Source organism: Pseudomonas sp. B424, assembly GCF_055408345.1.
Map to the genome: position 1 here is coordinate 34,722 of NZ_JBUZTL010000005.1, position 25,898 is coordinate 60,619.

The window sequence follows — 25,898 nt, forward strand, 5'->3', positions numbered from 1 at the left end:
CTGAGGCCTGCGATTTTAAAGGCGTGAACTACCAGCCCAGGGTTTCTTTCAGGAACGGAATGGTCAGCTTGCGCTGCGCTTGCAAGGACGCCTGATCGAGCCGCTCAAGCAAATCAAACAGCGCGCTCATGCTGCGCGTACCACGGGTGAGAATGAAGTGCCCGACTTCGTCGGTCAGGTGCAGGCCGCGACGGGATGCACGCAATTGCAAGGCTCGCAGCTTGTCTTCATCAGACAGCGGGCGCATCTGGAACACCAGCGCAAGGGTCAGGCGGGACTTGAGGTCCGCCAGCTTGATTGGTAGCTCGCGGGGCGAGGCGGAGGCCGCGATCAGCAGGCGACGGCCACTGTCACGCAGGCGATTGAACAGATGGAACAGCGCCTCTTCCCAATCAGCCCGACCGGCCACCGCCTGAAGATCATCCAGGCAAACCAGTTCGTACTGTTCAAGGTTATCGAGGATTTCAATGCCGCGATCCAGCAACTCGGCCAGTGGCAAGTACACTGCCGGCTCACCCATCTGTTCAAAGCGCAGACAGGCGGCCTGTAGCAAGTGTGTACGGCCCACGCCTTGTTTGCCCCAGAGGTAAATCAGGCTTTCTGTCCAGCCGGCGTCGGCTTCGCACAGACGCTCGACATAGCCGAGTGCAGCGGCATTGGCGCCTGGATAGTAGTTTATGAAGGTAGCGTCATCACGCAGACGCACACCTAGGGGCAGCTGAATCGGTTTCATGCTGACTGAACAGTTCAAGCGAACCGTTAGTGGCCTCTGTGTAAAGTATTAAAAGTTTATACCCGTGTAGCCGGGCACACAATGTAACAGACCACGAGCAAAATCAAAGGTTTGCATTAACGTCTTGGATTGATTGGTCTTTTTCTTCCTGTCCGGGGCCCTGGTGCGCAAACAAAAAAGGCGGGCTCACCTCACGATGAGCCCGCCCCTTCAAACCGCCAGTGCTACAGCTGCGGGTCTTCGCTGCCTTTATAGACCTGAGACTCCTTGTACAGATCCTGCACATGGCGCACCAGCACCATGATCACCGCAGCCACCGGCAGCGCCAGAAGCACCCCGGTAAAGCCAAACAGCTCGCCGCCCGCCAGAATCGCGAAGATCACTGCCACCGGATGCAGACCGATGCGGTCACCCACCAGCAACGGGGTCAGCACCATACCCTCCAGCGCCTGCCCGACCATAAATACCGCGACGATACCGATCATGGGGTACAAATCGCCACCGAACTGGAACAAGCCGGCAACCAGGGCCGCACCAATGCCGATAATGAACCCCATGTACGGCACGATGGCCGCAAGCCCCGCCATCAGACCGATCAACAGCCCCAGCTCAAGCCCGACCAGCATCAAGCCGGCGGAATAGATCACCCCCAGCGCCAGCATCACCAGCAACTGACCTCGGACAAACGCGCCGAGTACGTCGTGACATTCCTTGGCCAGCGACACAATCTGATCGGCGCGAGCACGGGGCAACAGGCCGCGAATCCTGGCCATCATGATGTTCCAGTCCCGCAGCAGGTAAAAAGCTACCACCGGGATCAGTACCAGATTGGCCAAAAGGCCGATCAGCGCCAGGCTGGATGCCGTGGCCTGAGACAGAACCACACCGACGATGTCTGTGGCCTGCCCCATGTGCTCGGTGATGGCCGCCTTGATCTTGTCGAATTTCCAGAAGCTGTCGCTCAGACCCAGCTTGGCCTGGACCCACGGCATTGCAGTGTGCTGCAACCAGTCGAGTACCTGCGGCGCCAACTGGTAGAGCTTCAGCAACTGCTTGGCCAGAAGCGGCACCAACACCAGCAGCAATGTCATCAAGATGAGCGTGAACAGCGTAAAGACCGCGACCACGCCCCAGGTTCTTGAAAGCCCGGCCCTTTCCAGCCGGTCAACCACAGGGTCGAACATATAGGCCAGAACGATCGCGACCAAAAAGGGCGTGAGTATCGGATGCAGGAAGTACACGAACAAGGCGAACCCCAGCGCTACGCCCCACCACACCCACCGTCGCGAATCTGCCATGAATCACCCCATCCTTATATAAAGAAGATAAAACCCTACCAACGGAACCGTAGCTGAGGGGCAGGCGCTGCCACCACTCCGGGCGCCTGCCCTGCATCGGCCACAGGAGACACCTGACCTGCAGGCACTTCCTGCAACTGCGCCAGCCCCAACTGCGAACGCAGCTGCTCGGCGCTGCCATTTACCTGATAAACGATACGATCCCCGTCGACGCTTTTAAGTTTCGCGCCAAAGGGCTCCAGCAAATGCCCCAACTGCGCATAGCGCGCCAGGGTCATGCCCTGCACTTCGAGCAACTGCTCGGTGGAAACGCCCGGCTTGACCGCGTAACGCGGGGCCAGACGCTGGCTCACCGCAAGCATCACGGCATCGGCCAGCGCCGCCTGATCAGGGGCCTGGGCGTTGCCCTGCTCCTGCTGATCGCCAACCCACAAACGCCACTTGGCAGTCCACTTCCCGTCATCTTCACGGGCATGCACCGCCAGCAACGCATCCGCCCCGTAACGCTCGGAAGCATCCTTCAAAGGTGCAGGGTTGCTGCCTTCAAGGTTGTCAGCCGTGCCCACCAGCTGCTCGCTCAGGTCCGCCAGCGGCAGACGCAACGGCAACCCGCGATGTTGCGCCGCACGGCGCAGTGGCTCAGCGACAGACTGACCGTCACCCACCAGGCTCGACCCGTCGACCGAGTCATTCAACCACCAGCCCAGCAACGCGGGCCGGTTGGCGCCCCACAACGACAAACCCGCCTGACGCAACGCGCGGTCAGTGCTCACAGGGTCGAATTCCACCTGCAGGCTTTCCGGCGGACCCGCGTCATAGCCGTACTGGCTGATGATTTGCTGCGGATCCTTGCGAATCGCCTCAAGGCCGGGGTTCTGGATTGCCTTGGCATCCCCTGTAAGGCGCAGCACCAGGGTTTCCAGGGCTTTTTGCGTGGCCTGGGTACGCTCTTCAGGCGATTGACTGGTAACCGGCTCGCGCACTTGGTAAAGACCGGTCAGGATTTCGGCATGACTCGCCAGGCTAAAAAATGACAAACAGCCCACTGCTAAAAATTGGCTCAGACGCATGAAAGATTCCCGATGACAAAAAAGCAGCCTGATAAGGACGCCATAAAAACACCCGAACAAGCTTCAGACACGGCCGCAGCCAAATCATTCAAGCCCGTCACGCAGTTTTCATTCGGTCATAAAAACTCAAAAGTTATTCGCTATACCTTATACAGGGCCGCACGCAGACCCAAGTACGACTAAAAAAGGTTTTTTTCGACAGATATAACCCTGCCTGTCGGCCCGAGGATGGCCGCTGCCCTTCAAGCCTGATAAAATCGCGCGCCTTCGCAGACCGGCAACAGCCGGGCACCCTGCAAATGCTTTTCGCCATCGACGAGCACTTGCAAGCCTGCCCCCTGAACTCGGTCGATACCCCCGAATCCCCCCTAAAGGCCTGGATTATGAGCAAGCAACCATCCCTGAGCTACAAAGACGCCGGTGTAGACATCGACGCCGGTGAAGCATTGGTCGAACGCATCAAGAGCGTGGCCAAGCGCACTGCACGCCCGGAAGTGATGGGCGGCCTCGGCGGTTTTGGCGCCCTCTGCGAAATTCCGGCTGGCTACAAGCAGCCTGTTCTGGTTTCCGGCACCGACGGCGTAGGCACCAAGCTGCGCCTGGCACTGAACCTGAACAAACACGACAGCATCGGTATCGACCTGGTTGCCATGTGCGTTAACGATCTGATCGTATGCGGCGCAGAGCCTCTGTTCTTCCTCGACTACTACGCCACCGGCAAGCTCAACGTAGAAACCGCAACCCAGGTGGTTACCGGTATCGGCGCTGGCTGCGAATTGTCCGGCTGCTCGCTGGTAGGCGGCGAAACCGCTGAAATGCCGGGCATGTACGAAGGCGAAGACTATGACCTGGCCGGCTTCTGCGTCGGCGTTGTAGAAAAATCCGAAATCATCGACGGCTCCAAGGTTGCTGCCGGCGACGCCCTGCTCGCCCTGCCTTCTTCGGGCCCGCACTCCAACGGTTACTCGCTGATCCGCAAGATCATCGAAGTGTCCGGTGCCGACATCGAAAACATCCAGCTCGACGGCAAGCCGCTGACCGATCTGCTGATGGCCCCGACCCGTATCTACGTCAAGCCGCTGCTCAAGCTGATCAAGGAAACCGGCGTTGTCAAAGCCATGGCCCACATCACCGGTGGTGGCCTGCTCGACAACATCCCGCGCGTTTTGCCAAAAGGCGCTCAAGCGGTAGTTGACGTTGCCAGCTGGCAGCGCCCTGCAGTCTTCGACTGGCTGCAAGAAAAAGGCAACGTGGACGAAAACGAAATGCACCGCGTGCTGAACTGCGGCGTTGGCATGGTGATCTGCGTAGCCCAGGCTGACGTTGAAACCGCGCTGAACGTACTGCGTGAAGCAGGCGAGCAACCGTGGGTCATCGGCCAGATCGCAACCGCCGCTGAAGGCGCTCCACAAGTTGAGCTGCAAAACCTCAAGGCGCACTAATGCCTGATACCTGTGATGTAGTAGTGCTGCTTTCCGGCACCGGCAGCAACTTGCAGGCCTTGATCGACAGCAATGACGTCAAGGACAGCCCGGCCAGGATTCGCGCGGTAATCTCCAACCGCGCAGATGCCTACGGCCTGCAACGCGCCAAAGACGCGGGTATCGAAACCCGCGTACTGGATCACAAAGCATTCGAGGGCCGCGAGGCCTTCGATGCTGCACTGATCGAAATCATCGACACCTTCAACCCGCAACTGGTGGTTCTGGCCGGATTCATGCGCATCCTCAGCGCTGACTTCGTGCGTCACTATCAGGGTCGCCTGCTCAATATCCACCCTTCGCTGTTGCCCAAATACAAAGGCTTGCACACGCATCAACGCGCGCTGGAAGCGGGGGATCGCGAACACGGCTGCAGCGTGCACTTTGTGACCGAGGAACTCGACGGCGGGCCTCTGGTCGTACAGGCAGTGATACCGGTAGAGTCAGATGACTCGCCACACAGTCTGGCACAACGGGTTCACGCCCAGGAACACCGGATTTATCCGCTTGCAGTGCGCTGGTTTGCCGAAGGTCGCTTGTCTCTTGACGAGCAAGGCGCATTATTGGACGGTCAATTACTCGCGGCCAGCGGCCACTTGATACGAATCTAGGAGAAATTATGCGTCGTGCCCTGCTTCTCGCCCTCAGCCTGCTGGCTATCCCAGCAGTGCAGGCGGCCGAACTCCAGCCATTCAAAGCCAGCTACACCGCCGACTGGAAACAGTTGCCGATGAGCGGTTCTGCCGAGCGTAGCCTGACCAAAAACGACAAAGGCATCTGGACCTTGAACTTCAAGGCCTCGATGCTGGTGGCCAGCCTGAACGAAGAAAGCACCCTCAAAATTGAAAAGGACGCGCTGATCCCGCTGACCTATCATTTTGAACGTGGCGGCCTGGGCAAAGCCAAGAAGATCGATCTGGATTTTGACTGGGCCACCAAAATGGTGACCGGCACTGATCAGGGCGATCCGGTTAAAGTGCCACTGCTCACGGGCATGCTCGACAAGTCCACCTACCAGCTGGCTTTGCAGCGCGATGTGGAAGCCGGCAAGAAGTCCATGAGCTACCAGGTGGTTGATGGTAACGACGTAGACACCTATGACTTCCGTGTTATCGGCCCTGAAGTGGTCGAAACCAAGGCCGGCAAGGTAGATGCGATCAAGGTTGAGCGCGTACGCGATCCGACACAGAACAAGCGCATCACAGAAATGTGGTTCGCCAAGAGCTGGGGTTCGCTGCTGGTCAAACTGCGTCAGGTCGAAAAAGACGGCAAGGAATACAACATCATGCTGCTGGACGGCACGGTGAACGGCAAAGCGGTCAAGGGCAACTGATCGGTAAGCCCTGAGCTGCAAGCTGCAAGACAAAAACCTCGCTTCGGCGGGGTTTTTTTGGGCCTGAAAACAGCCCCGAAACATGAAACTTTTGTCATAAAACTATCGACCAAATCCGTAAACACCACGTGATTCAAGGGCTGCAGGGTTTGACGGTTTTTAACAAGATGACAGCGCGACAATCAGCTATTTACTTAGGAAGCTAACAGATTCTATAAAGGAGTCCTGCGACGCCTTGCCGCAGGCCCTTATCAGAATTTGGAGCAAGCAGATGACTATCAAAGTAACTGAACGCGACGATTCACGTATGTTCCACCAGCTTGTAGCCCACGGTGTGCACCTGTGGGACGTGCATCAGGAAGACGTGCTGGTTGGCATGTTCCACCGCGAAAGCGACGCTCACAGCTACAAGGCTGAGCTGGAAAAGCTGGAAGCGCAAAAACGCCAGGCCTGAACGACAGCAACTACAGACTTGAAAAACACAAACCCCGCCGAAGCGGGGTTTGTTTTGTACGGGGTACCGTAAACCCTGTGCGAGCAGGCTTGCTCGCGATGGCAGCAGCCCGGCTTACCTGTCAGTTTGCGGTTACCACATCAGATCGTCGGGGATCTGATAGGCCGCGTACGGATCGTCTTCTTCCGGCGTTTTTGACTCCACCAGGATGTTGAGCTGAACAATCCGGCGCGGGTCGCGCTCCTGGATCTTCAGCGCAGCTTCACGGGGGATCACTTCGTAACCGCCCTGATGCTGCACGATCGCCAGCGAGCCATTGGCCAGCTTGTTGCGCATCAAGGTGTTGACCGACAGGCGCTTGACCTTCTTGTCGTCAACAAAGTTGTAATAGTCCTCGGTGTTGAGCTTGGGCAAGCGCGAGACTTCGATCAATTGCTTGATCTGCGCGGCACGGGCCTTTTGCTCGACCTTCTCCTGTTGCTGACGGTTCAGCTCCTGATCGCGCTTGACCTTCTCGGCCTTGGCTTCGGCGGCCAGACGCTGCTGGGTGTCGTCCAGCTCGATCTGACCTTTATGGGCCAGACGCTGCTGCTTTTGCTTTTCTTTGCCGGCCTGTTTGGCCTGCTTCTCGTTGACCAGTCCGGCTTTGAGCAACTGGTCGCGTAGGGAAATGCTCATCTACTTACTCACTTAGGCAAACTCAGCCGCAGCTGGGTAAATTCTTTTCCTGGCGCTTGGCTTCGCCCCACAGGGCGTCCAGGTCTTCAAGGGTGCAGTCTTCAATGGGACGCAGGGTATCGCGCAATGCCTGCTCGATAAACCGGAAACGTCGGTCAAATTTGGAATTGGCCCCGCGCAAGGCGGTTTCCGGGTCCACTTTGAGATGGCGGGCCAGGTTGACCACCGAAAACAGCAGGTCACCGATCTCGTCATGAATCGCCGCCGAATCGTTGTCCGCCATGGCTTCCAGCACTTCATCCAGCTCTTCACGGACCTTGTCCAGCACCGGCAACGCGGCTGGCCAGTCAAAGCCGACCCGGGCAGCACGCTTTTGCAACTTGGCTGCACGGGACAAGGCAGGCAATGCCACCGGCACGTCATCGAGCAGGGACAACTGCTCGGGGGCTGAGGATTTTTCCGCGCGCTCCTCGGCCTTGATCTCATCCCAGCGCTGCCTGACCTGCTCTTCGCTCAGGCGCGGCACGTCCAGCGGCGCATACAGATCGCCGGTTGGGAACACATGGGGATGACGACGAATCAGTTTGCGGGTAATGCTGTCAATCACCCCGGCAAATTCAAAGCGGCCTTCTTCACGGGCCAGCTGGCTGTAATACACCACCTGGAACAGCAAATCGCCCAGCTCGCCCTGCACATGCTCGAAGTCACCGCGCTCAATGGCGTCGGCGACCTCATAGGCTTCTTCCAGGGTGTAAGGCACGATCGTTGCCCAGGTTTGCTTGATATCCCATGGGCAACCGTACTGCGGGTCGCGCAGACGGGCCATGAGGTGCAGCAGGTCGTCGAGGCTGTACATCAATAATCCTTTTACACACCGCCTTGCGGGAACGGTCTTGCTCGCGATGGCATCACCTCGTCAAACCAGATGTACCGAGTTGTCTGCATCGAGAGCAAGCCCGCCCCCACAAGTGGTCAGCGTGGTTCGCTACGCCCTATTCGGCGGGTTTCGATAATGTTGGGCAACTGCGAGATACGCCCCAGCAAACGCCCCAGCGCATCCAGGCCCGGGATCTCGATGGTCAAGGTCATCAACGCGGTGTTGTTTTCCTTGTTCGAGCGGGTGTTGACCGCCAGTACGTTGATCCGCTCGTTGAGCAGCACCTGGGACACGTCACGCAGCAAGCCCGAACGGTCGTAGGCGCGGATCTCGATGTCGACCGGATAGGTTGACACCGGGATCGGTCCCCAGTTGACCTGGATTATCCGCTCCGGCTCCCGGCTGCCCAGTTGCAGCACCGAGGCGCAGTCCTGACGGTGAATGCTCACGCCACGGCCCTGGGTGATGTAACCGACAATCGCATCCCCCGGCAGCGGCTGGCAGCAGCCGGCCATCTGGGTCAGCAGGTTACCGACGCCTTCGATCTGGATATCCCCACGCTTGCCCGGTTTGTAACCCGTGGCCTTGCGCGGTATCAGCTCCATCTGCTCGCTGCCGCGCTCCGGCTCGACCTGTTGCTGCGCCAGGTTGATCAGTTGCGCCAGGCGCAAATCACCCGCACCGAGCGCCGCATACATGTCCTCGGCGGTTCTCATGTTGGCTTTGTCGGCGAGCTTCTCGAAGTCCACCGTTGGCAGGCCCAAACGCCCCAGCTCGCGCTCAAGCATGGTTTTGCCGGCAGCGACGTTCTGGTCACGGGCCTGCAATTTGAACCAGTGAACGATCTTGGCCCGCGCGCGCGACGTGGTGATGTAACCCAGGTTCGGGTTCAGCCAGTCGCGGCTCGGCGTACCGTGCTTGCTGGTGATGATCTCGACCTGCTCACCGGTTTGCAGGCTGTAGTTGAGCGGCACGATGCGCCCGTTGATCTTGGCGCCGCGGCAGTTATGGCCGATTTCGGTGTGTACCCGATACGCGAAGTCCAGCGGTGTTGCACCTTTGGGCAGGTCGATGGCATGCCCGTCCGGGGTAAAGATGTACACCCGGTCCGGCTCGATATCGACCCGCAACTGATCGGCCAGGCCACCAATGTCGCCCAGCTCTTCGTGCCATTCCAGCACCTGGCGCAGCCACGAGATTTTCTCTTCGTACTGGTTGGACCCGGCCTTGACGTCGGTGCCCTTGTAGCGCCAGTGCGCGCACACCCCCAACTCGGCCTCTTCGTGCATGGCGTGGGTGCGGATCTGCACCTCAAGAACCTTGCCTTCAGGGCCGATCACGGCAGTGTGCAGTGAGCGGTAGCCGTTCTCCTTGGGGTTGGCGATGTAGTCGTCGAATTCTTTGGGGATGTGACGCCACAAGGTGTGGACGATGCCCAGCGCGGTGTAGCAATCGCGCATTTCCGGCACCAGCACCCGCACCGCACGCACGTCATAGATCTGGCTGAAAGCCAGGCCCTTGCGCTGCATTTTGCGCCAGATGGAGTAGATGTGCTTGGCCCGACCGCTGATATCCGCGTCAACACCGGTGGCCACCAGCTCAGTACGCAACTGGTTCATCACATCACTGATAAAGCGCTCGCGATCGAGACGGCGCTCGTGCAGCAAGGTGGCAATCTGCTTGTACTGCTCGGGCTCCAGATAGCGGAAGGACAAGTCCTCCAGCTCCCATTTGATATGGCCGATGCCCAGGCGATGCGCCAATGGCGCATAAATATCGAACACCTCACGGGCGACGCGGTTGCGCTTCTCGTCCGGGGCATTCTTGACTGCGCGAATGGCGCAGGTACGTTCGGCCAGCTTGATCAGTGCAACACGCACGTCATCAACCATGGCAACCAGCATCTTGCGCAGGTTTTCGACCTGACCCTGGGTGCCCAGCACCATGGATTGGCGGGGGCTGAGGCTGGCGCTGATGGCCGCCATGCGCAGTACGCCATCAATCAGCTTGGCCACCACCGGGCCAAAGCGCTGACTGACCGCAGGCAACAATACCTGCCCTTCGCGCACGCAACGATAAAGAATCGCGGCAACCAGAGAGTCTTGATCCAGTTTCAGATCGGCCAGTATCTCGGCGATTTCCAACCCGGTGCGAAAGCTGGATGTGCCTTCGGCCCACAGGTTTTTCGCCGCATTGGCTTGCTGCTCGACCTCGCGCGCAAACTCACACGCTTCTTTCAAGGCTTCACGGTCAAGCGCCACATCGACACTCACCGCATGATCGAGCCATGCCTCGAGGTTGAGACTGCCGTCGGTGTTGATCGGCTGGTGTGCTCTGACCTGTACCATCTTGCTTACCTTCCCTACAGCGCAGATTCAATGCGCCGAAATCACAGGCCCTAATCCCGACCGCGCGCCACAGGGCATATCTGCGCGGGTCGCGGGCCTGTCGAAATAGACAGACCGTCCTAGTCTGCTTCGAATAACGCCATCGCCTCGACATGTGCTGTTTGCGGAAACATATCGAGGATTCCGGCACGTTTTAACCGATAACCCTGTTTCATCAACTCAACCGTGTCGCGCGCCAGCGTGGCCGGGTTGCACGACACATACACCAAACGTTTGGCACCCAGGCCAGACAGCTTGCGTACCACTTCATAGGCGCCGTCGCGGGGCGGGTCGAGCAGTACGGCACAAAAACCCTCTTTGGCCCAGGCTGCATCCACCAGCGGCTGCGACAAGTCAGCCTGAAAGAACGCTACATTATGCAGGTTGTTACTGACCGCGTTTTGCGCCGCGCGTTCGACCATGGTCGCAACACCTTCAACTGCCACCACCTCGCGCACCTGACGCGACAGCGGTAAAGCGAAGTTACCCAGCCCACAGAACAAGTCAAGAATCCGTTCGTCAGCTTGTGGAGCAAGCCACTTTATTGCCTGAGCCACCATGGCTTCGTTGACGCCGGCATTGACCTGGACAAAATCACCGGGGCGATACGCCAACCCCAGGTCCCACTGTTCCAGACGGTAGCCCAGGGTCCCGGTCAAATCGACCGGCTGTGGTTCTCCTTCACCATGCAGCCACAATTGGGCGTTATGGGTCAGGCAAAAACCCTGCAGAACCTGCATGTCGGCATCGTTGAGCGGTGCCATATGACGCAGCAAAACCGCAATCGCCGAACCGCTGAACAACTCGACATGGCCCAGGGCCTTCGGGTTGCTCAGTTGTCGCAACATGGCCGGCAGGCCGGTCATGATAGGTTGCAAAGCCTGTACCAGAACCAAACAGTGATCGATGGCCACGATGTCCTGACTGCCGGCAGCCCGGAACCCCACATCCAGACGCTTGGCCCGCGCATCCCAACGCACGGCAATGCGCGCCCGGCGGCGATAGCCGAACTCTGGCCCGGTCAGCGGCGGCGCCCACTCCAGGGGTTCGACACCGGCCACACGGGACAGTTGCTCGGCCAGCATGCGCTGTTTGAGTGCAAGCTGCTCCTCATGGGGCAAATGCTGCACGCTGCAACCGCCACATTTGCCCGCATGGGCGCACGGTGCCACGCGGCGAATGTCGCTGGCCTTGAATACACGCTCGGTGCGGGCCTCAACGACTTTGCCGTGAGCCCCCAACACCCGGGCTTCAACCTCTTCGCCGGCCAGGGCTCCCGACACAAACCAGGTACGCCCTTCGACAAAGGCGATGCCACGGCCGTCGTTGGCCAGCCGCTCGATGCTCAAACGCTGCTTTTTGCCCGTGGGCACTTGCGGGGCCTTGGTGCCGCCAGCAGGCTGGAAGCGCAGACCTCTTTCTTGCTTAGCCATCAATTAGGCTCATCGTAAATACCAGTCGACAAGTAACGATCGCCCCGGTCGCAAATGATCGCGACCATCACCGCGTTTTCAACTTCCTGGTTCAAGCGCAGCATCGCTGCCACCGCTCCACCCGAGGACACACCACAAAAAATGCCTTCTTCACGGGCCAGACGACGGGTGACGTCTTCGGCCTCGCGCTGGGCCATGTCGACAATCCGGTCAACCCGGTCGGCCTGGTAGATCTTGGGCAGGTATTCCTGCGGCCAGCGGCGAATGCCCGGAATGGCGGAGCCTTCCATCGGCTGCAAACCGACGATCTGCACGCCCGGGTTTTGCTCTTTGAGGTAGCGCGACACGCCCATGATGGTACCGGTGGTGCCCATCGAACTGATGAAGTGGGTGATCGTACCGTTGGTCTGACGCCAGATTTCCGGGCCGGTGCCGGTGTAGTGCGCTTCGGGGTTATCACCGTTGGCGAACTGGTCGAGTACCTTGCCCAGACCCTGGGCCTGCATCTTGTCGGCCAGGTCGCGGGCGCCTTCCATGCCCTCTTCCTGACTGACCAGGATCAGTTCGGCGCCATACGCGGTCATGGCCGCCTTGCGCTCGGCACTGGAGTTGTCAGGCATGATCAGGATCATCTTGTAGCCCTTGATCGCAGCAGCCATGGCCAGTGCAATCCCGGTATTGCCCGAGGTGGCTTCAATCAGGGTATCGCCGGCCTGGATCTGCCCGCGCCCTTCAGCGCGTGCAATCATCGACAGAGCCGGGCGGTCCTTGACCGAGCCGGCAGGGTTATTCCCTTCGAGCTTGAGCAACAAGGTGTTTGTGGTGTCTCCGGCCAGGCGCTGCAAGCGCACCAGCGGAGTGTTGCCGACGCAATCGGCGATAGTTGGGTACTGCAATGTCATGGCGTATTCGCAATCCAGACCGCGGGGCCGCACATCATACCGACAAACGCCGACAGCCCATATCACGCAAAGTGCGGTGCTTATGGCGAATGGTTATAAATGGAATCACTTGCGTAACTTGCAACCGCAATGGGCGCTGGAACCCGATGCGCCGTGACTTCCAATAAGCAATGGAAAACACAGGTAAACCGATGGAGAAAAACGCTCTTGAGAACCGAATCAATTGCATCACCCACCGCCCATCCCTCTGGTGACATTACTCATATTGCCCCCTCAGCGCCTGCTCAACACCTGGCCAGGGAGCAGTTCTACAAAACTGGCTGTGGCGCTGTCAGTCTGCTGTGTGCCGCAAAAGAGCTGGGAGTAACACATTTACCGGCATACCGTGGCTCACTGTCGGAACGAAAGGGCATCAATACACTAGAGCTGAACTTACGCTGCGAAACTGACTTATTGAAAATAACCAGCGGCAGTACCACCTATCCAAAACAACAAAGTGACATGGATCTGGTGGGCTTCACGATGCCAGATGGCATTGTCACAGCCGCCAGGATGCTCGGGCTTGATGTAAGAGCAGAGGAAAACCCGGGAGTATTTTCAAAAGCGCTGAACTGGATTTACCCGGATGCCCGAATGAAACTTTCCGGCATGGGCTGCCCCATAGAACACTGCCCCATAAAAATCGAACCCAACCAGATCAAGATTGAAGCACTGGCCGTTTCCATTGTCGGGGTTCCCGTTAGTTTGCATTGGGTGGTCCATAGAAGTGACGGCAGCTATATGAACCCGGATACGGGCACCAACCATAAGAACTTCGAACAATTGAACGCGGACGCCAAACAAGCCATCTGCAAAATGCTGGGATACTACAAAACCGGCATATCCCTCATTGTTTCCAGGCCTTCATAATCGGCCCATCAATTTAATATTCACCCGCAAGCCTCGATCCGTATTCGAGGCCCACAAACTCCCGCCCTGCAACCGCAGCGCATTGCGCGCAATGCTCAGGCCCAGGCCAAAACCGCCATCCCCGGGGCGCGACCCGTCCAGCCGGGTAAAGGGCGCGAAAATCCGCTCCAGCTCTTCGGGCGCCACGCCGCCGCCCTCGTCGTCGAGCCACAGGTGCCATTCGTCGCCTTCACGCTGGCCATTCAGACTGACGATGCCCCCTGGCGGCGAGTGGCGGATGGCGTTGCGCAAGATGTTCTCCATAGCCTGGGCCAGGCCATTGAGATGCCCGCGCACCCAGCAATCGGCGTCCACAAAACACGGCAACCGCGATTGCGCCCAGCCGCTTTCAAAACCGGCATTCTCGGTCAGCATCTCCCACAACGCCTGAACCTGAATGTCTTCCACGGGCAACTGCCCGCGCTCGGCATCCAGCCAGGCCAGTTGCAGGGTGTCTTCGACCAGCCGTTGCATGCCGTCAACTTCACGGCTCAAGCGCTCGCGCAGGGCTTCGAGATCCTGTTCGCTGTCACAGGCCACCCGCAAACGGCTCAAGGGCGTACGCAGTTCATGGGACAAGTCCCGGAGCAATTGCTGCTGTTGCGAGACCGTGCTTTGCAGGCGTTCGGACATTTGATCGAACGCCCGCGCCAGTTCGCCCAGCTCGTCCTGACGCCCGGTGGTCTGGCTCGACAGCCGGGCCCCCAACTGGTCGGCCCGCCACGCGTTGGCCTGTTCGCGCAAATGATTCAGCGGCACGATCAGCACGCGGTACAGGCCCACGCACAACAGCAGCGTCAGCAAGCCGGGGATCACGCCGTTAGTGACAATCCGCCACATTATCTGCGAGCGCCCCGGCATGAAACGCTGCGGCAACTCGATCACCAGACTGCCCGCCGACGGGTCCCTGGGGAATGGCACCTTGAGCCAGGGACGCGCCGTCTTGATGTGGCTGATGGGCCAGTCCAGACCGCGTAAAAAGGTCAATCGCTCATTTTCGCGGTCGCTCAACGGGTAGCTGCTCAGCGATTGCAAATCCTGGCCAATGACCCCTACCCAGCCGGGCTCTCTTTGCCCCATCGTCTGCAACCACTGGTCGACACCCGTTTGCTGGCCGGTCTCCCAGGCGTGCTCGGCCTCACCGGCATAGCGCACCAGCGTGGCGTGGGCCTGCTCCGACAAAAAGCCGGTGCGCTTGTCCATGTAACGGCCCCAGGACCAACTGAGCCAGATCATCAGCAAACAGAAGACCACCAGCAGGCACGCCAGCTTCCAGAACACCGAATTTTTGCCGGGCACCCTACAAGGCATCGCTGGCACTCAGGACATAACCCTTGCCCCACACCGTGCGCACTTCGCGCTGGTGGTAGCCGATGGTTTTGAGTTTTCGCCGGATCTGGCTGATGTGCATGTCCAGGCTGCGGTCGTGGGCCGCATAGCCACGCTGCAGCACCTGCTGATAGAGGAAAGCCTTGCTGAGCACTTCGTCGGCACTGCGCTGCAGGGTATCGAGCAGGCGGTACTCGCTGCGGGTCAACCCCGCCCAAAGCTGTTCATGACACACGTCGCAGGTGTCTTCATCGAAATACAGCCCGGTGCCGGCCACCGGCTGATCCTGCGGCACCCGGGCGCCGGGCATGCGATCCAGGGCCACGCGACGCAAGATGGCCTGGATGCGCACTCGCAGCTCGGCCATGCTGAACGGCTTGGGCAGGTAATCATCCGCTCCCAGCTGAAACCCGCTGATGCGGTCGGCCTCGGCACCCAGCGCGGACATCAGGATCACCGGCAAGGCATGGGTCCGGCGCAATTGCGTCAATACCTGCAGGCCGTTCATGCCGGGCAGCAGAATGTCCATCAGCACCACGTCAAAGTGTTCTTGCCGGGCCAGGGCCAAACCCTCCTGGCCGTTCTGGCACCAGATAACGTCAAACCCGCACCGCAGCAACTGCTCGTGCAGGTAGGCACCCAGGACAGGGTCGTCTTCAATGGTCAAAAGGCGCGACGGGCTAACAGGTACGGGATTCATTAGCGTCTGCAAGTCATTCTCAATCGGCGATTATTCAAGATTGAGCCACTGCGGGCAACCGGCGCAGGCTTTAACGGTGCCGATAAACCGAAATTGATGGCAAATTTACAAAGATTTGCCATGCACCATATGGCTACACTGCCACCTGGCCCGAGCGGGATGCCCGGGTCACTCTTAAAAGAATGCAGGGCTGGAGAGTTGCGTGCTTAAAAACCTCGGTATCAAAGGCCGCGTATTGCTGCTCACACTATTGCCCGTCAGCTTGATGACCTGCGTACTTGGCGGCTACTTCACCTGGCTGCAACAGTCCGAGCTGCAATCACAGTTGCTGCAACGCGGTGAGATGATCGCCGAGCAGCTCGCGCCCCTGGTAGCCCCTGCCATGGGCCGGCATGACACCGCACTGCTGGCGCGCATCGCCACCGAATCCCTGGAACAACAGGATGTGCGGGCCGTCGCGTTCCTCAACGCCAACCATGAGCCTCTCGCCCATGCCGGGCCGATCATGCTCAACCAGGCCCCCCTGGGGAGCAGCACGCACCTGCAACAACGCACCGACAACGATGCCACCCGCTATTTGCTGCCGGTGTTTGGCCGTCATCGCAACCTGGCCGGGGATGTGATCCCCAATGAAGCCCATCGCCTGCTGGGCTGGGTCGAGCTTGAGCTGTCCCACAACGGCATGCTGCTGCGCAGTTACCGCAACCTGTTTGCCAGCTTGCTGCTGATCGTCACCGGGCTGGTGCTGACCACCCTGCTGGCCCTGCGCATGAGTCGCACGATCAATGCCCCCATCGGTCATATCAAACAGGCCGTGGCGCAACTCAAGGACGGGCACCTTGAAACCCGCCTGCCGCCCTTGGGCAGTCATGAACTGGATGAGCTGGCGTCGGGCATCAACCGCATGGCCGAAACCCTGCAAAATGCCCAGGAAGAACTGCAACACAGTGTCGACCAGGCCACCGAAGACGTGCGCCAGAACCTGGAAACCATTGAAATCCAGAACCTGGAGCTCGACCTGGCCCGCAAGGAGGCCCTGGAAGCCAGCCGCATAAAGTCCGAATTCCTGGCCAACATGAGCCACGAAATCCGCACGCCGCTCAATGGCATCCTCGGGTTTACCCACTTGCTCCAGAAAAGCGAGCTGACTCCACGCCAGTTCGACTACCTCAATACCATCGAGAAATCGGCCGACAACCTGCTCGGGATCATCAACGAGATTCTCGACTTTTCGAAAATTGAAGCCGGCAAGCTGGTGCTCGACAGTATCCCGTTCAACCTGCGCGACCTGTTGCAGGACACCCTGACCATCCTCGCCCCTTCGGCCCACGACAAAGGGCTGGAGCTGGTCAGCCTGGTCTATCGAGACACCCCGCTGTCGCTGATTGGCGACCCGCTGCGACTCAAGCAGATCCTCACCAACCTGGTCAACAACGCCATCAAGTTCACCCGCGAAGGCACCATTGCCGTGCGGGCCATGCTTGAAGACCAGGATGAAAACGAAACCGACGGCAGCGTGCAACTGCGTATCAGCGTGCAGGACACCGGCATCGGCCTGACCGCCCAGGATATCCGGGCACTGTTCCAGGCCTTCAGCCAGGCTGACAACTCGCTGTCCCGCCAACCCGGCGGTACCGGGCTGGGGCTGGTGATCTCCAAGCGACTGGTCGAGCAGATGGGCGGCGAAATCGGCGTTGAAAGCACGCCGGGCGAAGGCTCGGTGTTCTGGATCAGCGTCAAGCTGCCCAAGGCCCGCGATGATGTCGAGGACCTGCCAGGTGCCCCGCTGCAGGGCCGTCGCGTGGCGATTCTGGAAAAACACGACCTGGCGCGCCAGGCCTTGCACCATCAGCTCGAAGACTGCGGGCTGGACGTGACGCCCTGCACCACCCTTGAGAACCTCACCAACTGCGTGACCGGCGCCCATCAGACTGCGCAGGCTATTGAGCTGGCGGTACTGGGGGTCACGGCCAATGACACCCCGCCCGAGCGCCTCAGCCAGCACATCTGGGACCTGGAGCACATGGGCTGCAAAGTGCTGGTGCTGTGCCCGACCACCGAGCAGGGCCTGTTCAACACCGCCGTGGCCAACCCCCACAGCCAGCTTCAGGCCAAACCTGCCTGCACCCGTAAATTGCGCCGGGCCCTGGCCGACCTGATCAACCCGCGCCAGCCCCGGGCCGAACCCGGCGAGCTGCTGGCCAGCCGGGCGCCGCGTATCCTGTGTGTCGATGACAACCCGGCCAACCTGCTGCTGGTGCAGACCCTGCTTGAAGGCATGGGCGCCAAAGTCACGGCCGTGGACAGCGGCTATGCCGCCATCGACGCGGTCAAGACCGAAGACTTCGATCTGGTCCTGATGGATGTACAGATGCCCGGCATGGACGGCCGCGAAACCACCGAAGTCCTGCGTCAGTGGGAAAGCGAACGTCACTGCACGCCGCTGCCGATTGTCGCGCTGACCGCCCACGCCATGGCCAACGAAAAACGTGCCCTGCTGCAAAGCGGCATGGATGACTACCTGACCAAACCGATCAGCGAACGCCAACTGGCCCAGGTGGTGCTGAAGTGGACGGGGCTGGCCTTGCGCAATCAGGTCAGCGAAAGCCACCACGAACCTGCCCGCCACAGCACCAAACTGCCCGTACTCGACCACGAAGAAGGCCTGCGCCTGGCCGCCGGCAAGCCGGACCTGGCCATAGACATGCTTGCCATGCTGCTGGCCTCCCTGGAAGCTGACCGCGAAGCCATCCAGCAGGCCCGCAACGCCAAGGACAACAATGCGCTGATCGAACGGGTCCACCGCATGCACGGCGCCACGCGCTACTGCGGCGTCCCGCAATTGCGCGCCGCCTGCCAGCGCAGCGAGACATTGCTCAAACAAGCCAGCCCCAACGCCGGCGCCGCCCTCGACGAACTGGACCTGGCCATCACCCGCCTGGCCAAAGAGGCACGCAGTAGCGCTTGAAATCGATAAATCTGTAGCCGCAGCCTCTTACCTCGTCAGCGGCTACACAGTTCAGGCCCACCCACCAAGGAAGCCCCATGCGCACGATTCTTTTCAGCAGCCAGACCTATGACCAGGACAGTTTCACCGCGGCCTCGCAACCCGACGGCAATGAGCTGCACTTTCAGCCGGCGCGCCTGACACTGGACACGGCAGCGCTGGCCCATGACTACGAAGTCGTCTGCCCCTTTATCAATGATGACCTGAGCGCTCCGGTGCTGGAGCAACTGGCCGCTGGCCGTACACAATTGATTGCCCTGCGCTCGGCCGGGTACAACCACGTGGACCTGCCTGCCGCCAAACGCCTGGGCCTGAGCGTGGTACGGGTGCCGGCGTACTCCCCACACGCGGTGGCCGAACATGCCGTGGCCTTGATTCTGGCGCTTAACCGGCGCTTGCACCGCGCCTACAACCGCACCCGCGAGGGCGACTTCACCCTGCACGGCCTGACCGGTTTCGATCTGGTGGGCAAAACCGTGGGCGTGGTCGGCACCGGCCAGATTGGCGCGACGTTCGGCAAGATCATGGCCGGTTTCGGCTGCAAGCTGCTGTGCTTCGACCCGTATCCAAACGCCGATCTGCTGGCACTGGGCGCGCAGTACGTCAGCCTGCCCGAACTGCTGGCCGGCTCCCACATCATTTCCCTGCACTGCCCGCTGACCGCCAACAACAAGCACCTGATCAACAGCCGGTCGCTGGCGACGCTCAAACACGGCGCCATGCTGATCAACACCGGACGCGGCGCGCTGGTCGACACCCCGGCGCTGATCGATGCGCTGAAAAGCGGTCAATTGGGCTATCTGGGGCTGGATGTATATGAGGAAGAAGCCCAGCTGTTCTTCGAAGACCGCTCCGACCTGCCCTTGCAGGATGACGTGCTGGCGCGGTTACTGACCTTCCCCAACGTGATCATCACTGCACATCAGGCGTTTCTGACCCGCGAAGCGCTGAGTGCCATTGCCGGCACCACGCTGAACAATATCGAGGCCTGGAAAAACGGTACCCCGCAAAACCTCATTGAAGGTTGATCTTGGGGTTTGATGCCTGCGTGCTAGCATAGCGACTTATTTGGAGGACCCATGGTCGAACACGATTTTCGCTACAGCCTGCTTAACCCGCAGCACACCCTGATTGAATGCCGCGCCCTGGCGCCAGGCCTGTATCAAGTCACCGGCAACGGCGGCTCGATTCAGACCGGTGACGTGCTGATTGTGACCCTCAAAGGCAGCAAGGACTTGTCCATGCGCCTGACCGTCGACAAGGTCCGCCACCTGATCAACCCGCGCGGCCAATGGGTTGCCGTGACCAAAGGGCCTGTTTTCGGCGAGTTGGCGATTCATGAGTGGCAGGTCAACTGCGACGTTTGCGCCAAAGAGCTGAAGTTCGAGTTCGCGGTCGACGCCAAACTCGGCACCAAGGCGCAAAAACCGGCAGCGACCGCGCGTATTGCCGAACTGGGCTGGAGCACTGAAGGCAGCAAGCATGTGTGCCCTCAATGCCAAAAGGCCGCGCTATGAAACACCTGACCCTACTGGTATTGCTGGGCGCGAGCCTGGCAGGCTGCGCAGGTGATCCGGTCAAGTTGCAGCAGAACCACACCTACGTACTGGAGTGGATCGGCGAACGGCCCCTGATCGACAGCAGCCACCTGACCGTAACCCTGGACGATGCTGGCCGGGCCTACGGCAGTGGCGGTTGTAATCACTGGTTCGCGCCTTACACCCTGGACGGCGACAAGCTGACCTTCGGTGGCGTGGGCAGCACCCGCAAAGCCTGTGCTCCGGCGTTGATGGAGCAGGAGCATCGATTCTTCGAGGCCCTGCAAACCGTACAACGCTGGGACATCTCGCCGATCGAGCAGGTGCGTTTCTGGCCGGCCGAAGGCAAGCCGTTGCGGCTGTGGCCTGAAGAAGGCTGATTCAGCCGCATGCCCCCCTGCTCGCGAATGATCTTCGCGAGCAGGCTCGCTCCCGCAGCTACAAGGTTCAGGGCCCTCAAGCCCCCTTCAATTCCTTGATCTTGGCCAACACGCCGGCCGCCGTCTGCTCGCCCATCAACGTCGCACGCACCTTGCCCTTCTCATCAATGATGTAGGTCACGGGCAATGCTTCACTGCGCGGCAGATCAAACGCTTCAGCCGGGTCCTGCGCCAGCACGGTGAATGTGATCCCCAGCGCGGTGCTCGCGTCGCTCAGTTCCTTGCCCTGCAAACCATCGAAGTTCACCCCGAACACCCCGACCGACTGGCCCTGCAGCTGTTTTTCCAGCGAATTGAGCTCAGGGATTTCAATCCGGCACGGCCCGCACCATTCAGCCCAGTAGTTGATGACCTTCCATTGCTTGTCCAGACGCTCCGATGCGATCTTCTGTCCGTGCTGATCGACCCCATAATCATTCCCGCAGCCCGCCAGCAGCAAGGTGGCGGTGACGGCGGCTACTGCCATGAGTCGCTTTAACATGCATTGATCCTTCTTGGTGAATACAAACAAAAAACCATCAGACGGCGGCCATTTACCGCATACGGTTCAGGCGCGCCCGTCAGGCGGGTAGAATAGCCGCCACCTTACGCAAGATGCGACCCGCACATGACCGATCTGACGCTTTATCACAACCCGCGCTGCTCGAAATCCCGCGGTGCGCTCGAACTTCTCGAAGCCCGGGGCCTGACACCCACAGTGGTGCGTTACCTCGACACGCCGCCGGACGCCCCCCAACTGCGCGACCTGCTGGCCAAACTGGGCATCAGCGCACGGCAACTGCTGCGCAGCGGCGAGGAAGAGTACAAAACCCTCAATCTGGCAGACAGCAGCCTCAGCGAGGCGCAGCTGATCGACGCAATGGCCACGCACCCCAAGCTGATCGAACGCCCGATTCTGGTCGCCGGTGACAAGGCCGTCATTGGCCGCCCACCTGAAAAAGTCCTGGAGATCCTGCCGTGAGCGCGCCCTACATTCTGGTTCTGTATTACAGCCGCAATGGTTCGACCAGCGAGATGGCCCGGCAAATCGCCCGTGGTATCGAGCAAGGCGGCATGGAAGCTCGCCTGCGCACCGTACCCGCCATCTCCACCGAGTGCGAGGCCGTTGCCCCGGGCATTCCTGCCGAAGGCGCCATGTACGCCAGCCTCGACGACCTGAAAAATTGCGCAGGCCTGGCCCTGGGCAGTCCGACCCGTTTCGGCAATATGGCGGCGCCGCTTAAATACTTTCTGGATGGCACCAGCAACCTGTGGCTGACCGGCGCTCTGGTCGGCAAACCGGCCGGGGTGTTCACCTCCACCGCCAGCCTGCACGGTGGCCAGGAAAGCACCTTGCTGTCGATGCTGCTGCCGTTGATGCACCACGGCATGCTGGTCACCGGCCTGCCGTACAGTGAATCGGCCTTGCTGCACACCACGGCAGGCGGCACGCCTTACGGCCCGAGCCATCACGCAGGTGCCGACGGCAAACGCGGGCTGGACGAACACGAAGTCAGCTTGTGCCGGGCCTTGGGTCAGCGCCTGGCCACCATCGCCCTGAAACTGGAGAACACCCGTGGCTAAAAAGCCCAAAGTGCTGCCGTCCATCGAGTGGCTGGAGCCACGGGTGCGGCTGATGCGCTCCTTGAGCCTGGTGTGCTTCTTCGGCCTGATCGGTTTGTTGACCGCGTATTACCTGGTGTTTGCCGACCTGCACGGCGCACGCCCGTGGGTGATTTTGCTGATCGAACTGGTGCCGTTGATGTTTCTGGTACCGGGCATGCTCATGGGCAGCGCACGGGGGCACTCGTTCACCTGCTATGTGGTCAACCTGTACCTGATCAAAGGGGCGCTGGCCGCGTTCGACCCGAACCGCCAGGTGTTCGGCCTGCTGGAAATTGCCGCCAGCGTGGCGGTGTTTGTCAGCGCAATGCTGTATGTGCGCTGGCGTTACCAGCTGGATCGTCGATTGGCGGGTGAAGGCGCGTAAGTATTTGTAGGAGAGGGCTTGCTCGCGATGGGATTGCTGCGGCTTGTCTGACAGACCCCGTTGTCCACATCGCGAGCAAGCCCGCTCCCACAGGTTTGGGCCGGATCAGTGATTCACCGTAAACGCCAGCATCTGTGACAGCTGGCACATCGGCCGGCCGCTCTCGGCGTGCCACTGGTTGAAGGCGTTCTGCACGATCGCCAGGTCTCGCAGGCTGGTAGGTGCCTTGTCCACCAGCTTCTGCGCGTTCAAAGCGGCTACCACGTCATAGCTCGGCACGAAGGTGTCCTTGCCCACCATGCGCAAAAACCGGGGCGCAGACAAACCGCCCAACTGATGCCCATGCTTGGCCAGGTACTTCCACAAACCCACGATATCGGTCACCGGCCACTGCGCGATAAACGCGCCAAAGCTACCGTGTTCGTGGGCGATATCGAGCACCATCTGCGCATTGCGCGGCACGCTTTTGAGCTTGCCCAGATGGCGAATGATCCGCGCATCCTGCATCAGCCGCTCCAGATGTTCGGCCCCCATGAGCACGACTTTTTCCGGGTCAAAGCCAAAGAACACTTCTTCAAACACCGGCCACTTGGCATCCACCACGCTGTGCTTGAGCCCGGCACGAAAGACGCGCAGGGCCAGGGTAGAGAGGTAGCGGTCATCACTGATCTCACGCAATTGTTCCGGGGTTCTCGGAACGGGCAGTTCGGCTTCCAGCGCGGCTGACGAACCAAAACGGTTCAAACAGTACTCGTGCAGCCATTTGTAGTCGCGCATGCCCTTTCCTCTTGGCAATTTACAGGTTCAGCAAGTTGACGAACCGCGACGCGGCACTTTCGTCGATCTTCAGGCTGGCAAAGTCATACAGGTTACGGTCCGCCAGTTGCGACGGGATAACGTTCTGCAAACTGCGAAAGATACTCTCGGTGCGGCCCGGCGTCTTGCGCTCCCAGTCCTGAAGCATGTCCTTGACGACCTGGCGCTGCAGGTTCTCCTGCGAGCCACACAGGTTGCATGGAATGATCGGAAACTGCTGCAGGTCGGAGTAGGCCTGAATGTCCTTCTCGTTGCAGTACGCCAGCGGCCGTATCACCACGTTGCGCCCGTCATCGGAGCGCAGCTTGGGCGGCATCGCCTTGAGGGTGCCGTTGAAGAACATATTGAGAAAGAAGGTTTCAACGATGTCGTCGCGATGATGCCCCAGGGCCATCTTGGTCGCGCCGATCTTGTCGGCAAAGGTGTACAGGGTGCCTCGGCGCAAGCGTGAACACAGCGAGCAGGTGGTCTTGCCTTCAGGGATCAGCTCCTTGACCAGCGAGTAGGTGTCTTTTTCAACAATGTGGTATTCCACGCCCAGCGACTTGAGGTAGGCCGGCAGCACGTCCTCGGGGAAGCCCGGCTGCTTCTGGTCCATGTTCACGGCCACGATTGCGAACTGGATGGGCGCGACCTTTTGCAGGTGCAGCAGCACATCGAGCAAGGTGTAGCTGTCCTTGCCGCCCGACAGGCAAACCATCACCTTGTCGCCGTGCTCAATCATGTTGAAGTCGGCCACAGCCTCACCGGTCAAGCGACGCAGGCGTTTCTGGAGTTTGATTTGAGAGACCGGGTGAGTGCCCATAACGCTTGAAATCCGCGAGTTAAGACGAAAAGTCGGAGATTTTACCGAAAAAACCTCAACCGACGAACCCCTTTGCCCCCTAAAGACGCCAATGCGATAAGCACGTATCTGACAGCACAATATGCTCTAAAGGGCCGACTTTATTGGTCGACAGTTTTCCTATACTCGTTTTAAGGCCGCACCCCCACTTGTTTGTTCATAGGTTCTGGATGCGCGACCGGCACGCGTCCCCCTGGGTGCGATGCGTCTTATACAGGAGCAGCAGCCATGATCCATCACGTTGTGGGCCTTTTCACCCACCCCGATCAAGAGTGGCGTGAAATCCGTAGCGATGCCGAAGAAAGCATCGGCCATATGTACCTCACTCACACATTGATCCTGGCCGCGATACCGGCCATTTCCGCGTTTATCGGCACAACACAGGTGGGCTGGGTCATCGGCAGTCGCGCGCCGGTAATGCTGACCCTGGACAGCGCACTGTGGATGACCCTCATGTCCTACGTCGCCATGCTGGCGGGTGTCGGCGTGATGGGCGCGTTCGTTCACTGGATGGCGCGCACGTACGATGCACAACCGAGCCTGCCACGTTGCGTGGCCTTTGCCACCTACACCGCAACACCGCTGTTTATCGGCGGGCTGGCAGCGCTGTATCCGCATATGTGGCTGGGCATGATGGTCGGCACTGCCGCCATTTGCTACACGGTGTACTTGCTGTACGTGGGCCTGCCGACGTTCATGAGTATCGACCCGGACGAAGGCTTTCTGTTTTCAAGCTCGGTACTGGCGGTAGGTCTGGTAGTCCTGGTCGCGATCATGGCGTTTACCGTGATTGTCTGGGGGCTGGGCGTAGGGCCGGTGTATACCAACTGATCCAAGCCTGAACCCTGTGGGAGCGAGCCTGCTCGCGAAGGTCGATAACACTTGAGCCTTCGCGAGCAGGCTCGCTCCCACGGGCTCATGTATGCGTCCCGGTAGACCATTGGGCGCCAACAGGTTCGTAACACCCACGGCTTGCGGCATAATCGCCGGCTCTGGAGAACCGAACCGCATGCCCGAGTTGCTCAATACCCGCGTCGAAGACTGTTTCCAACAGGCCGAAGTGTTTTTCAAACGTCCCTTCAAACGCCCCGTGGTCAACTTCAAGCTGCGCGGGCAAAAAGCCGGCGTGGCCCATCTGCATGAAAATCTGCTGCGGTTTAATCCGCAGCTGTACCGCGAAAACAGCGAAGATTTCCTCAAGCAAACCGTCGCTCACGAAGTCGCGCATCTGATCGCCCACCAACTGTTTGGCGACAGCATCTCGGCCCATGGCGAAGAGTGGCAGCTGATCATGCGCGGGGTATACGAACTGGCGCCCAATCGCTGCCACACCTACGCAATCAAGCGCCGTAGCGCCACGCGCTACATCTACCGCTGCCCATGCCCGGACAGCGACTTCCCGTTCTCGGCCCAGCGTCACGCCCTGGTCAGGCAGGGTCGCGGCTACCTGTGCCGACGCTGCCGCCAGACGCTGGTGTTCAGCGGCCAGACCCGGGTCGAATAAGCAGGCATAAAAAAACCCATCCTAAGATGCAATGTTGTTCACTTAAGCGATCTCTAACTCTGTGGGCGCGGCGGTGCGACGGTTCGACTTGCTCGCGATGGTCGTAAACGATGACGCGTATTTACTGAGTAAATGCGTCGCTCTGAAGACCATCGCG

27 protein-coding genes are annotated in these 25,898 nt (G+C 59.8%); 14 read left to right on the plus strand and 13 right to left on the minus strand.

From position 1 onward, the window contains the following. Nucleotides 1–28: 28 nt before the first annotated feature. From hda to ACZRMS_RS08345, 3 genes are all read right to left on the minus strand, one after another. Complete coding sequence (hda, locus tag ACZRMS_RS08335; protein ID WP_463994927.1) at nt 29–733, minus strand: DnaA regulatory inactivator Hda; 705 nt, start codon at nt 731–733, stop codon at nt 29–31. A gap of 224 nt (nt 734–957) precedes the next feature. Continuing rightward, the gene (locus ACZRMS_RS08340) at nt 958–2,031 is read right to left on the minus strand and encodes an AI-2E family transporter (RefSeq protein WP_463994928.1); all 1,074 of its coding nucleotides are present in this window, start codon (nt 2,029–2,031) and stop codon (nt 958–960) included. 35 nt (nt 2,032–2,066) lie between these two features. Further along, nucleotides 2,067–3,101 (minus strand): DUF2066 domain-containing protein, encoded by a 1,035-nt coding sequence (locus ACZRMS_RS08345; protein ID WP_463994929.1) that lies wholly within the window; start codon nt 3,099–3,101, stop codon nt 2,067–2,069. A gap of 383 nt (nt 3,102–3,484) precedes the next feature. Here ACZRMS_RS08345 and purM point away from each other — a divergent pair, with 383 nt between their 5' ends. From purM to ACZRMS_RS08365, 4 genes are all read left to right on the plus strand, one after another. Then, the gene (gene purM / locus ACZRMS_RS08350; RefSeq protein WP_019827729.1) at nt 3,485–4,543 is read left to right on the plus strand and encodes a phosphoribosylformylglycinamidine cyclo-ligase; all 1,059 of its coding nucleotides are present in this window, start codon (nt 3,485–3,487) and stop codon (nt 4,541–4,543) included. Continuing rightward, nucleotides 4,543–5,193: a phosphoribosylglycinamide formyltransferase gene (purN, locus tag ACZRMS_RS08355; RefSeq protein ID WP_463994930.1), complete on the plus strand. Its 651-nt coding sequence runs from the start codon at nt 4,543–4,545 to the stop codon at nt 5,191–5,193. The genes purM and purN overlap by 1 nt, the downstream gene beginning before the upstream one ends. An 8-nt stretch (nt 5,194–5,201) precedes the next feature. Then, nucleotides 5,202–5,915, plus strand: coding sequence for a DUF3108 domain-containing protein (locus tag ACZRMS_RS08360; protein WP_463994931.1), 714 nt, complete (start codon nt 5,202–5,204; stop codon nt 5,913–5,915). A gap of 271 nt (nt 5,916–6,186) precedes the next feature. After that, entirely contained in the window at nt 6,187–6,369 is a 183-nt protein-coding gene (locus ACZRMS_RS08365; protein WP_019827733.1) for a hypothetical protein, read from the plus strand. A gap of 132 nt (nt 6,370–6,501) precedes the next feature. Here ACZRMS_RS08365 and ACZRMS_RS08370 read toward each other — a convergent pair whose 3' ends face one another. The 5 genes from ACZRMS_RS08370 to cysM all read right to left on the minus strand — a co-directional run bounded on the left by ACZRMS_RS08370 (nt 6,502) and on the right by cysM (nt 12,646). Next, complete coding sequence (locus tag ACZRMS_RS08370) at nt 6,502–7,047, minus strand: DUF2058 domain-containing protein (RefSeq protein ID WP_048358883.1); 546 nt, start codon at nt 7,045–7,047, stop codon at nt 6,502–6,504. Between the two features lie 22 nt (nt 7,048–7,069). Continuing rightward, nucleotides 7,070–7,903, minus strand: coding sequence for a nucleoside triphosphate pyrophosphohydrolase (mazG, locus tag ACZRMS_RS08375; protein WP_463994932.1), 834 nt, complete (start codon nt 7,901–7,903; stop codon nt 7,070–7,072). Between the two features lie 116 nt (nt 7,904–8,019). Beyond that, nucleotides 8,020–10,272: a GTP diphosphokinase gene (gene relA / locus ACZRMS_RS08380; protein ID WP_463994933.1), complete on the minus strand. Its 2,253-nt coding sequence runs from the start codon at nt 10,270–10,272 to the stop codon at nt 8,020–8,022. 119 nt (nt 10,273–10,391) lie between these two features. Next, complete coding sequence (gene rlmD, locus ACZRMS_RS08385; RefSeq protein ID WP_463994934.1) at nt 10,392–11,744, minus strand: 23S rRNA (uracil(1939)-C(5))-methyltransferase RlmD; 1,353 nt, start codon at nt 11,742–11,744, stop codon at nt 10,392–10,394. Next, a complete protein-coding gene (gene cysM / locus ACZRMS_RS08390; RefSeq protein WP_463994935.1) occupies nt 11,744–12,646 on the minus strand; it encodes a cysteine synthase CysM in 903 nt (300 codons plus the stop codon). The genes rlmD and cysM overlap by 1 nt, the downstream gene beginning before the upstream one ends. Before the next feature lie 153 nt (nt 12,647–12,799). On the opposite strand from cysM, the gene ACZRMS_RS08395 reads away from it, so the two are divergent. After that, complete coding sequence (locus ACZRMS_RS08395) at nt 12,800–13,555, plus strand: hypothetical protein (RefSeq protein WP_463994936.1); 756 nt, start codon at nt 12,800–12,802, stop codon at nt 13,553–13,555. Here the strand turns inward: ACZRMS_RS08395 and ACZRMS_RS08400 are convergent. Both ACZRMS_RS08400 and ACZRMS_RS08405 read right to left on the minus strand, forming a co-directional pair. After that, nucleotides 13,550–14,905 carry a histidine kinase sensor domain-containing protein gene (locus ACZRMS_RS08400; protein WP_463994937.1) on the minus strand — a complete coding sequence of 452 codons (1,356 nt, stop codon included), beginning with the start codon at nt 14,903–14,905 and terminating at the stop codon, nt 13,550–13,552. The genes ACZRMS_RS08395 and ACZRMS_RS08400 overlap by 6 nt on opposite strands. Then, on the minus strand, nt 14,895–15,623 hold the full coding sequence (locus tag ACZRMS_RS08405; protein ID WP_463994938.1) for a response regulator transcription factor: 729 nt from the start codon (nt 15,621–15,623) through the stop codon (nt 14,895–14,897). Before ACZRMS_RS08405 ends, ACZRMS_RS08400 begins: the two co-directional genes overlap by 11 nt. Nucleotides 15,624–15,825: 202 nt before the next feature. Here ACZRMS_RS08405 and ACZRMS_RS08410 point away from each other — a divergent pair, with 202 nt between their 5' ends. From ACZRMS_RS08410 to ACZRMS_RS08425, 4 genes are all read left to right on the plus strand, one after another. Continuing rightward, nucleotides 15,826–18,591 carry a response regulator gene (locus ACZRMS_RS08410; protein WP_463994939.1) on the plus strand — a complete coding sequence of 922 codons (2,766 nt, stop codon included), beginning with the start codon at nt 15,826–15,828 and terminating at the stop codon, nt 18,589–18,591. Between the two features lie 77 nt (nt 18,592–18,668). After that, the gene (locus ACZRMS_RS08415) at nt 18,669–19,658 is read left to right on the plus strand and encodes a 2-hydroxyacid dehydrogenase (RefSeq protein WP_463994940.1); all 990 of its coding nucleotides are present in this window, start codon (nt 18,669–18,671) and stop codon (nt 19,656–19,658) included. 51 nt (nt 19,659–19,709) lie between these two features. Continuing rightward, on the plus strand, nt 19,710–20,147 hold the full coding sequence (locus ACZRMS_RS08420; RefSeq protein WP_463994941.1) for a hypothetical protein: 438 nt from the start codon (nt 19,710–19,712) through the stop codon (nt 20,145–20,147). Beyond that, complete coding sequence (locus ACZRMS_RS08425) at nt 20,144–20,548, plus strand: META domain-containing protein (protein ID WP_463994942.1); 405 nt, start codon at nt 20,144–20,146, stop codon at nt 20,546–20,548. Before ACZRMS_RS08420 ends, ACZRMS_RS08425 begins: the two co-directional genes overlap by 4 nt. Before the next feature lie 76 nt (nt 20,549–20,624). Here the strand turns inward: ACZRMS_RS08425 and ACZRMS_RS08430 are convergent, their stop codons facing one another. Next, nucleotides 20,625–21,089 (minus strand): redoxin domain-containing protein, encoded by a 465-nt coding sequence (locus ACZRMS_RS08430; protein WP_463994943.1) that lies wholly within the window; start codon nt 21,087–21,089, stop codon nt 20,625–20,627. 126 nt (nt 21,090–21,215) lie between these two features. Between ACZRMS_RS08430 and arsC the strand changes: the two genes are divergently transcribed. From arsC to ACZRMS_RS08445, 3 genes are read left to right on the plus strand one after another with little or no spacing between them, the layout of a single operon-like run. Then, nucleotides 21,216–21,569 carry an arsenate reductase (glutaredoxin) gene (gene arsC, locus ACZRMS_RS08435; protein WP_463994944.1) on the plus strand — a complete coding sequence of 118 codons (354 nt, stop codon included), beginning with the start codon at nt 21,216–21,218 and terminating at the stop codon, nt 21,567–21,569. After that, nucleotides 21,566–22,171: an NAD(P)H:quinone oxidoreductase gene (gene wrbA, locus ACZRMS_RS08440; RefSeq protein WP_463994945.1), complete on the plus strand. Its 606-nt coding sequence runs from the start codon at nt 21,566–21,568 to the stop codon at nt 22,169–22,171. The genes arsC and wrbA overlap by 4 nt, the downstream gene beginning before the upstream one ends. After that, nucleotides 22,164–22,577 carry a DUF2069 domain-containing protein gene (locus tag ACZRMS_RS08445; RefSeq protein WP_463994946.1) on the plus strand — a complete coding sequence of 138 codons (414 nt, stop codon included), beginning with the start codon at nt 22,164–22,166 and terminating at the stop codon, nt 22,575–22,577. Before wrbA ends, ACZRMS_RS08445 begins: the two co-directional genes overlap by 8 nt. Before the next feature lie 105 nt (nt 22,578–22,682). Here the strand turns inward: ACZRMS_RS08445 and ACZRMS_RS08450 are convergent, their stop codons facing one another. Both ACZRMS_RS08450 and ttcA read right to left on the minus strand, forming a co-directional pair. Beyond that, entirely contained in the window at nt 22,683–23,354 is a 672-nt protein-coding gene (locus ACZRMS_RS08450; protein WP_463994947.1) for a DNA-3-methyladenine glycosylase I, read from the minus strand. A gap of 19 nt (nt 23,355–23,373) precedes the next feature. Continuing rightward, complete coding sequence (ttcA, locus tag ACZRMS_RS08455) at nt 23,374–24,198, minus strand: tRNA 2-thiocytidine(32) synthetase TtcA (protein ID WP_463994948.1); 825 nt, start codon at nt 24,196–24,198, stop codon at nt 23,374–23,376. Between the two features lie 267 nt (nt 24,199–24,465). On the opposite strand from ttcA, the gene ACZRMS_RS08460 reads away from it, so the two are divergent. After that, nucleotides 24,466–25,068: a Yip1 family protein gene (locus tag ACZRMS_RS08460; RefSeq protein WP_463994949.1), complete on the plus strand. Its 603-nt coding sequence runs from the start codon at nt 24,466–24,468 to the stop codon at nt 25,066–25,068. Between the two features lie 178 nt (nt 25,069–25,246). Continuing rightward, nucleotides 25,247–25,741: a SprT family zinc-dependent metalloprotease gene (locus ACZRMS_RS08465; protein WP_463994950.1), complete on the plus strand. Its 495-nt coding sequence runs from the start codon at nt 25,247–25,249 to the stop codon at nt 25,739–25,741. The last annotated feature ends 157 nt before the right edge of the window (nt 25,742–25,898 follow it).